An 8456-nucleotide genomic window follows, 5' to 3' on the forward strand; every position below is an offset into this window, starting at 1 on the left:
CTGATTCATGGCCAGCCTTTGCAAAAGCCTATGCCAGCTCTGCATCATAGTCGTCTACAGAAGCGATTAGTGGCAGCAATCGAGCAGGTAGATAGCCCTTTTTGCCCGAAATTGCACTCAGGCTGACGGCAAATCAGGTTTTTGGCTGGTTGGGTGCGTAGCTTGAGGGGTTTCTGAGAAACCTGAGAGGGCTATTGCTCGCCGGTGGGCTGCTGACAAAGCCCTCTCAGGTCTATCCGTAGGAAGCTGTTAGGCGTTCAAATCGAAGCGGTCAAGGTTCATCACCTTGTCCCACGCCGCTACAAAGTCCTGCACAAACTTCGGCTGTGAGTCCCTACATCCATAAACTTCCGCGATCGCGCGCAGCTGCGAGTTCGATCCGAAGATCAGGTCGACCCGGGTACCCGTCCATTTGAGTTCGCCCGTTGCGCGATCGCGGCCCTCAAACAGCTCGTCAGCGTCCGAGGTTGCCTTCCAGGTCGTGCCAAGGTCGAGCAGGTTCGCGAAAAAGTCATGGGTGAGCGTCTCTGGCCGCTCGGTAAAGACCCCGTGCTTAGCGTCTCCGACGTTCGCGCCGAGAACGCGCAGGCCGCCCACGAGAACCGTCATCTCAGGTGCGGATAGCGTCAGCAGCTGCGACCGATCGACCAGCATTTCTTCCGCAGATAGGGTATGTTCCCCTCTGAGGTAGTTACGGAAGCCGTCCGCGGTGGGTTCGAGTACGGCGAAAGACTCGACATCTGTTTGCTCCTGCGACGCATCTGCCCGTCCCGGCGTGAAGGGAACGGTCACCTCATGGCCGGCGTTCTTCGCGGCTTGCTCAACGCCTGCACAGCCCCCCAGCACGATTAGGTCAGCGAGTGAAACCTGCTTTCCACCAGACTGCGAGTCGTTGAACTCTTTTTGGATTCCCTCCAGGGTTTGTAGCACAGTGGCTAGCTGCTCCGGCTGATTAACCTGCCAATCCTTCTGCGGCGCCAGACGAATGCGGGCTCCGTTTGCCCCACCGCGCATATCAGAACCCCGGTAGGTCACCGCCGAGGCCCAAGCAGTTGAAACGAGTTGAGATACAGACAGCCCCGCAGCGAGAATTTTGGCCTTGAGCGCAGCAATGTCTTGCTCGTCAATCAACTCATGCTCGACTACAGGGATGGGATCTTGCCATAGGAACTCTTCTTCTGGAACCTCGGGGCCGAGATAGCGAAATTTCGGACCCATGTCGCGATGCGTCAGCTTGAACCAGGCCTTGGCAAAAGCCTCGTCGAGCTGATCGGGGTTCTCACGGTAGCGCCGCGAAATGGGCTCGTAGACCGGGTCCTTCTTCATCGCCATGTCCGCCGTGGTCATCATCGGGGCGTGCCGCTTTGACGGATCGTGCGCGTCCGGTACCGTGTCTGCGCCAGCGCCATCCTTAGGTTTCCACTGCCATGCGCCAGCGGGGCTCTTCTTCAGCTCCCAGTCATATTTGAACAGGGTTTCGAGATAGCTGTGGTCCCACTTTGTGGGTGTGGGTGTCCAGGCTCCTTCAATACCGCTGGTGATGGCATCGACGCCAACACCCGTATTAAACGTACTCTTCCAGCCGAGGCCCTGATCCACAATGGTCGCGCCCTCGGGTTCAGGACCGACGTGGGCCGCATCGCCCGCACCGTGGCATTTACCAAAGGTATGTCCACCAACGGTGAGCGCGACCGTCTCCTCATCATTCATCGCCATCCGCCCAAAGGTTTCGCGAATGTCGCGACCAGAGCCAACCGGATCGGGCTCGCCATCCGGCCCTTCCGGATTCACGTAAATCAGGCCCATCTGAACGGCGGCGAGAGGATTCTGAAGAACGCGATCGCCGGTGTATCGCTCGTTCTCGAGCCAGACTTCCTCAGCGCCCCAGTAGATGTCTTCCTCCGGCTCCCAAACATCCCTGCGCCCACCGGCAAAGCCGAGCGTTTTGAAACCCATCGACTCTAGAGCACAGGTACCAGCCAGGACCATGAGGTCGGCCCAGGAGATTTTCTCACCGTATTTCTGCTTGATGGGCCAAAGCAACATCCGCGCCTTGTCGAGGTTAGCATTGTCGGGCCAGCTGTTGAGCGGCGCAAACCGCTGGCTACCCGAGCCTGCACCGCCGCGACCGTCACCGATGCGGTAGGTGCCAGCGCTATGCCACGCCATGCGGATGAAAAGCGGCCCGTAGTGGCCATAGTCGGCTGGCCACCAGTCTTGGGAAGTGGTCATGAGCTCGAAAATATCCGCCTTCAGGGCCGGAAAGTCGAGACTTTTGAAAGCCTCAGCGTAGTTGAACGCCTTGTCCATGGGGTCGGACGAGGGGGAGTGCTGGTGCAGGATTCTCAGGTTCAGCTGATTCGGCCACCAGTCTCTATTTAACGTGCCGCCACCGGCTGTAAACTTTTGGGGGCTCCCCATAAACGGACATTGGCTGGCGCTGCTCCTGGCGTCGGTGGTCATGGCCTGTGGGCTGTTATTTCCTGAGACTTCTGCGCTATTCGCTTCTATTCTGCTGGCTTCTAGAAAAGAGCGCATCGCCCGCCACATTTCCATTAGTTTCCCGCCCATGATCGGGAATGGACATCTCATCTGGCTACTCGTCATATTTTCCTTCCTTCTGAAAAAGGGTAATGGCATTTAAGTCGTACTCATTACGACTTCTTTTAGGATGATAGGCTAAGCTTACACCAGCCCACCCTGTTTCGGAATGTCAAAGCGGCATTTCGGTTACAATGCTTAATGTCAGCGCGAAAACTGATATGTCGCGCGAAAGTAGGCTCCTGACAGAACGGAAACCGTTAACGCTGTTGCAAGACCTGAAAGCGAAAATTTTCGAGTTGCCGTTCGCAGGTCGGCCTGCGTCGGTGAGCGCCATTGTTGAGCCCTGATAGAACACGTCAGTCGTTTAGCCTGAACGCTGATCAGTCTCGATTCGACCTGCTATGTCCCGCTGCAAATCTTGAGGCCAGCGGTTTGCCTAAGCAGAGAGCATCGCTCGGCACATTTGCATCAGCACAGCCGTCTGCTCGGGTTTCTCGGCTGCCGGGTTGAGATAGGACAACATCGTCTCAGCATTAGAGACTTCGGGTATCGACTCAAAACCATCTCGTTCAATGAACATTTTTTCAATCATCCTGTTCTTGACTAGCATAGAATAGCGCCAAGAGCGCTGCCCCATCCCTTTGTCAGAAAGGTTCACCATCATGCCCATGGCGCGGGTAAAGTCGCCATTTACATCGGGAATGAAGCGTACCCGATCGGCCTTTTCTTCCTTAGCCCAAGTCGCCAGCGAAAACGGATCATTCACCGAAATACAGATAATGTCATCGACCCCGTTGGCTCGAAAGACCTCGGCGTACTCGTTGTATCCTAGCAATTGAACAGGAGAGTATGGACAGGTAAAGGCTCCCGTAACTGCAAACACGACTACGGTTTTGAAATCAAAGAGATCTACCGTTGAAAGATCGTAACAACCCGTCTCTGACAGCATCCGAAAGGTGACTTGGGGGACAGGCTGTCCCTCACGGTTGAACAGCATTTTCCCAGCTCCTGACTCACAGACAACATCCATACCGTTTGCCTAGAATGTAGTCACTACTCGTTTGTTATATCTAGCATAGTCAGTGCAGCTCGAAGGGCGGGTTGGCGATTCAGGATCTGTCGCAAAAATTAATGATTGCATCCATCTGGACAGGTTCCGGCTTCGTTAATGGAAAGCGTCCTGCCGCTGACCGCTGACGACGGTGGCCTGTTCTGCCGTGACACCCGTATCACTGGCTCATACAGCGGGTGGTCGGCTGCTGCATCCACAATCCCTGATGAAACCTTTGGGTTTATTCGGCAGGCCCGCCCGCTGCGGCAGTGATGCTGTTGACGATATAGGTGAGCGCGGCATAGGCCCCGTAAACGCCTTTACCCAGCTGGTCTAGCTGATCTGATTCGCTCGCGGCTTCGATCAGGGCGTTGAACTGGTCGATGGCGATCGCAATATCGCTGGGGCTAGTGCCGTCGATCTCGATGGACTGGAGGGCAACGGCCAGCTCGGTCGCGAGCTGAACCAGCGTGGCATCCAGGCTAACGGCATCTGTATTCAGGAAGCTTTGGATCGTGCTGTTCAGGACATTGTCGGGCAGGCTAGTGATTTGCGCGATCGCGACCTGCCCCTCGCCATCGGGCGTAAAGGTAGGCGCTTCAAAACTTTCAGCTGATGCTGAGCCAATTAGGCTGCTGATCAGGTTGCCATCGGCAAAGCTAATGGTCTCCGCCTGACCAGCCGAGTTAACCAGCGTGACCTGATCGATCTCGACAGTTTCGCCCGATTCGAAACCCAGCAAGGTCCGTTCGGCATAGCTGCCGTCGCTGACTAGCGCAACAGAATCGCTCACCGTCTGTTGCACTGCGGCTGAGTCCCAATCGCGGCGAATGAGGATTACCATAAAAGGCTCTGACCGGAGACGCCACGTAAACGATTCCTTCTATGAGTTCTGCTTTGAAGTTTTCCGGAGTTGCTGCGTAGCGGCGTTTGATCCATGAGCCGCTATGGCAGCAGGAACCCGCGATCACGTCGGGAGCTTCGATCGACAGCTGAGACCCATGGCTATGCCGGAGAGTCTACGTCAGGTCGTCCGCTTCCGCTGCTTTCCAAACGCCAGCAGGCCGGTTCCCAGGGCCAGGCCCATCGCCAGTCCCGTCATCGGCTCAGGCGTAGAGACGGCCACCGTTTTAAAGTCAAACTCAGTTGTGATATTCGTATCCGAGCCCTGGCGCAGCCAGAACGTATAGGTACCTGCCCCCAGCGGAATCTCAAACCCCTCTGCGCCGGGCACCCACTGGTCCCCCAGGGCAAGTAGCCGCGCTGGCAGCTCCGGATCGGCCGCTAAGAGATCATCTGGGTAAGAATCGGCTTCCTCCGCATAGAAGTCATCGACCCCATTCTGACTGGGGGCGCTATCCGAGACCGACATCTCAACAAGCACTTTGTTCGTTCCGACCTGGGTACTGCGCAGATGAGACCATCCTAAGAGGCCGTTGGCATTGCTGCGGTCGGCAGGAACGACAAAGTCAAAGACTGACCCCTTCTGCACAGCCATAAAAGCAATATCTTCAAAACTCGGCTCAGCCTTCCAGCTGAGCAGCTCAACTGCCGACAGCGCTAACCCTTTGGGCACTTCAACGGTGAAATAGTCCGGTGACGGGTCGGCAGCTCCGGCGTTGAAGGTGGCCTTCAAAAAATTAGATCCAGAAACCAGGGGGGACAGCTGGGTGGGATTGAGACCGACATCGGACAGGTCGCCATCGGTAGACTCGTTCCACAGAATGGCTGCCGAGGCTGCGGGCGCAGTACTCAGCACAACTGGTGCAGCCATCAGGGCTGCAATACATAGGCTCAAACCAGTGAATTTCATAGGAAATGCTTTAAAACGTTCCTAGAAAGTATCACGGTATACGTAGAATCACTGGCCCGTTTTATGTTTTTATCGCTGAGATGGGTCAAGAAATAGTAAAGATTGTGCCGGCAGGGGTGCTGATCGGGAGTTGTAGGCTTTGCAGATTCTCCTGTGTAGGCGTGACAGAAACGCAAATGATGACTTCGACTTTCATAAAACCGGTAGGTAAACTCGCTATTTTAACGGCGGCCTAAAGCATGGGGAAACTCGCTATTTAGATTGCGGATTCCGGACAGCTAGAAGCGTCTCTACGATCTCTGTTTTGAGGCTGCCCGATGCCGACCGTTTAAGCCGCTTGAGACTGACTCTCACCTCTGGAGACTGCTCCAACTGATCTAGAATAAAATCCCCATAGTAGGCTTCCATAGCCTGCTTAGCCTGCCTGATATTTTTCCAAACCTGGGCCTCTTCTAGCTCACTCGTGATACCGATAAAAGGGCCTTCTTCGCCTCTAAAGTCAAGCGACAACTTAGCCGCATAGGCGTTCACCGCCGGCATCAAGTCCAAAACATACCCGAACTGCTGATCTGTCTGAGTTCCAAATCCTTTTGCCATCGTTCGTCGCCGATACCTTACCTAGCTCAAGGTTATACAGAATTCAGTAAAACCAGTACCCGATCGCTCAACCTTTCGCCTGCCCAATTCGCTGCAAAATCTGCAAAGTGCTGTAGAGTTCCCCCGCTGACGTGAATGGCGCAAATACCCGGGATAGAGCATATTGCGGCTGCGATCGCGTCGCCAGTTTCACAAACAGAATATCGTCATCGTTCGTCACCATGCCAAAGCTCGGCTGCTCGGGCTGAGGGTTGGCCATCAGATAGGCCAGCGTTTGAGGCAGGGCCGCCCAGACTGAAAGGGCCGTTTTCTTCGATTCCAGCACCACAACCCACAGCTGATCCAGTAGGACTAACACGTCTATTCGTCCCTGGAGCACCTCTTCGCCATCATCTAGCGTCAGCTGCACCGATTCTTCTGCCCTAACCTTGAAGGGTGGATCGTAGAAGCCCGCGATCGCGAGTAATGGAGAGGCCAGCAGTAAAGTAACGGTTCCTTCTAATAGCTGCCCTTCAGACCGCTGATAAAGGTACCTTCTCCGCAGCTCATCCAGTGCTACCTTTTCAGCCTGTGAAAGCTCTGGCAAACCCGTCTGCCATTCTGAGAAAAAAGCTTCGTCTTCAGTTCGTGACAGGCTAAACCGGCGCTCTGCCTCGGCCAGGGTTTTAATCGCTTCGGTAATGGCGGCTGTCATCAGATATTCGGGCGATGTAGCGGTTAGATATCTAGAGTTTACCTGCCAAAACTTGAGCTGCCCTGAGCCATAGGGTGGTAAAAGTTGGCGACTGAATCTGCCGATCGCCGCTGAACTCAGCGGAATCATAGAGCTGATGCGCCAGCTCGCATAGCGTTATCTGCTCTGCTACAGGGTCTACGATCCAATATTCAGAAATCTCCAGCAGGCCGTACTCTGCCCGCTTAGAGCGATAGTCATCGGTTTTCGTAGACGGGCTGACGACTTCGACTACCGCCAGCGGCGGCGGCTCGTTAAAATCAATCACCGCTTCCCGGTCGGCCATTGACTCCCACTGGGCCAAAGGCAAGACCGTCACGTCAGGAATTCGGGACGTCTCCCAGCGTCGGCCCCGCGGCGACCGCACCCCCACCAGCCCAGGCAACGCTACCCAGTCCCGACCGGCTTGAGCCGAAGCCTGCTCAAACTGACGCACTAAGAATCGGATGATGGCATCATGCTGACCCGTGCCTAAGCTGATTGGGATGAGCGCCCCATCGACCAGCTCTTAGCGAGTGTCGGTTCCGTCCTCATAGCTGAGGTATTCCTCAAAGGAAAATTTTTGAGCTACGGTCGTCATCACAGCCGTCCAGTTGCGCTTCATTCATTATGCAATACCCCCGCTACCAGTCGTTTTTTCAACTGCCGTAGTAGGCTTAGCAGAACTCAGTGAGAATACTAGCTTGCAAGGTGAGTGGGACGCAAAATGCAGGTTTCGCCAAATTTTGCCTTGCTGCGGGACGAAAGCCTACAGTCAGCGGAGGATCTGCCAGAGCCAGACGCGATCGCAGCCGCTATCCTAGAAAGGTTACAGACGGCGATGGAGGAAATGGAAGCCCTAAAGGAGCTTTTGGAGGCGGAGTAGGCATGACGGTTCAGCGACAGCCGGGGCTGCAAAGTATTCTGCAAACGCGCTTGCGGGTGACTCAGGCTGAAGTCGTCGAGTTTTGCCAGCGGTGGAATATCGTTGAGTTGGCGCTATTTGGCTCGGTGCTACGGGACGATTTTCGGGCTGATAGCGATGTGGATGTGCTGGTCACCTATGGGCAGGGGCACCATTTGCGATTTCAGGACTGGTTGACGATGAAGACAGAATTGGAACGGCGGTTTGGGCGCTCCGTTGACGTGGTGGAGAAGGCGCTTTTGAAAAATCCCTACCGCCGGTCAGAAATTCTCCGTACCCATCAGGTGATTTATAGCAAACCGTAATCGAGATTCTGCTGAGAGCACCGTTCGCTTCGCTCAAAATCAAGCGGCGAATGACGCTAGGGCTACTTTGGGACAGCGGCTGAGGGAACTGCGATCGCAAATCGTCGCCTCTGGAGAAAAGCTGCTGACGCCTGAAGAATTCGAACAGGAAATCGCTGAGCAGCGCGATCGCCTAGCAAAGTTTGAGAAATGACTCGAACACTTATAGATTCAAGAGACTTGGAGGAATAAATGAAAGCTAACTTATCTGAGCGAATCACTTACGATCCAGACATTCTCTGCGGCAAGCCGATCATTCGGGGTATGCGCATATCCGTAGAGATGATTCTAGAACTGCTCGCTAATGGAGCAACCTCTCAGGAAATTCTAGAAGACTATCCAAGGGTATCAACTTAAAGCGGGACAAAAAGCGCTTGGCAAGGATGTATCAATAAGCACAACAAACAAAAAGCTCTGCGGCAGAGCCCAGAGCCATGTATCGTCACCCTAACAAGTTCAAAACATGGGTA

Annotated in this window: 11 protein-coding genes; 4 read left to right on the forward strand and 7 right to left on the reverse strand. The window is 54.7% G+C overall.

Going from position 1 to position 8456, the window contains the following annotated elements; genetic code table 11:
• Positions 1–249: 249 nt before the first annotated feature.
• The 7 genes from katG to IQ241_RS17940 form a co-directional block, all read right to left on the reverse strand.
• Positions 250–2463, reverse strand: coding sequence for a catalase/peroxidase HPI (katG, locus tag IQ241_RS17910; protein ID WP_390622470.1), 2214 nt, complete (start codon positions 2461–2463; stop codon positions 250–252).
• Between the two features lie 517 nt (positions 2464–2980).
• The gene (locus IQ241_RS17915; RefSeq protein WP_193909829.1) at positions 2981–3541 is read right to left on the reverse strand and encodes a redoxin family protein; all 561 of its coding nucleotides are present in this window, start codon (positions 3539–3541) and stop codon (positions 2981–2983) included.
• 295 nt (positions 3542–3836) lie between these two features.
• The gene (locus IQ241_RS17920; protein ID WP_193909811.1) at positions 3837–4439 is read right to left on the reverse strand and encodes a hypothetical protein; all 603 of its coding nucleotides are present in this window, start codon (positions 4437–4439) and stop codon (positions 3837–3839) included.
• A 180-nt stretch (positions 4440–4619) separates the two neighbouring features.
• Positions 4620–5369, reverse strand: coding sequence for a PEP-CTERM sorting domain-containing protein (locus IQ241_RS17925; RefSeq protein WP_193909813.1), 750 nt, complete (start codon positions 5367–5369; stop codon positions 4620–4622).
• A 291-nt stretch (positions 5370–5660) separates the two neighbouring features.
• Positions 5661–6005: a hypothetical protein gene (locus tag IQ241_RS17930; RefSeq protein ID WP_193909815.1), complete on the reverse strand. Its 345-nt coding sequence runs from the start codon at positions 6003–6005 to the stop codon at positions 5661–5663.
• 67 nt (positions 6006–6072) lie between these two features.
• Positions 6073–6699, reverse strand: a complete 627-nt coding sequence (locus IQ241_RS17935) for a type I restriction endonuclease (protein WP_193909817.1) — start codon at positions 6697–6699, stop codon at positions 6073–6075.
• Between the two features lie 31 nt (positions 6700–6730).
• A complete protein-coding gene (locus IQ241_RS17940; RefSeq protein ID WP_228021818.1) occupies positions 6731–7243 on the reverse strand; it encodes a Uma2 family endonuclease in 513 nt (170 codons plus the stop codon).
• A 201-nt stretch (positions 7244–7444) separates the two neighbouring features.
• Between IQ241_RS17940 and IQ241_RS17945 the strand changes: the two genes are divergently transcribed.
• The 4 genes from IQ241_RS17945 to IQ241_RS17955 all read left to right on the forward strand — a co-directional run bounded on the left by IQ241_RS17945 (position 7445) and on the right by IQ241_RS17955 (position 8343).
• Positions 7445–7603, forward strand: a complete 159-nt coding sequence (locus tag IQ241_RS17945; protein ID WP_193909831.1) for a hypothetical protein — start codon at positions 7445–7447, stop codon at positions 7601–7603.
• Positions 7604–7605: 2 nt separating this feature from the next.
• The gene (locus tag IQ241_RS17950; protein ID WP_193909819.1) at positions 7606–7947 is read left to right on the forward strand and encodes a nucleotidyltransferase family protein; all 342 of its coding nucleotides are present in this window, start codon (positions 7606–7608) and stop codon (positions 7945–7947) included.
• A 67-nt stretch (positions 7948–8014) separates the two neighbouring features.
• Positions 8015–8140, forward strand: coding sequence for a hypothetical protein (locus tag IQ241_RS26035; protein ID WP_265579913.1), 126 nt, complete (start codon positions 8015–8017; stop codon positions 8138–8140).
• A gap of 38 nt (positions 8141–8178) precedes the next feature.
• Positions 8179–8343, forward strand: a complete 165-nt coding sequence (locus IQ241_RS17955) for a DUF433 domain-containing protein (RefSeq protein ID WP_193909821.1) — start codon at positions 8179–8181, stop codon at positions 8341–8343.
• Positions 8344–8456: the final 113 nt, after the last annotated feature.

The organism is Vasconcelosia minhoensis LEGE 07310, assembly GCF_015207255.1.
GTDB classification, from domain to species: Bacteria; Cyanobacteriota; Cyanobacteriia; order Phormidesmidales; family Phormidesmidaceae; genus Vasconcelosia; species Vasconcelosia minhoensis.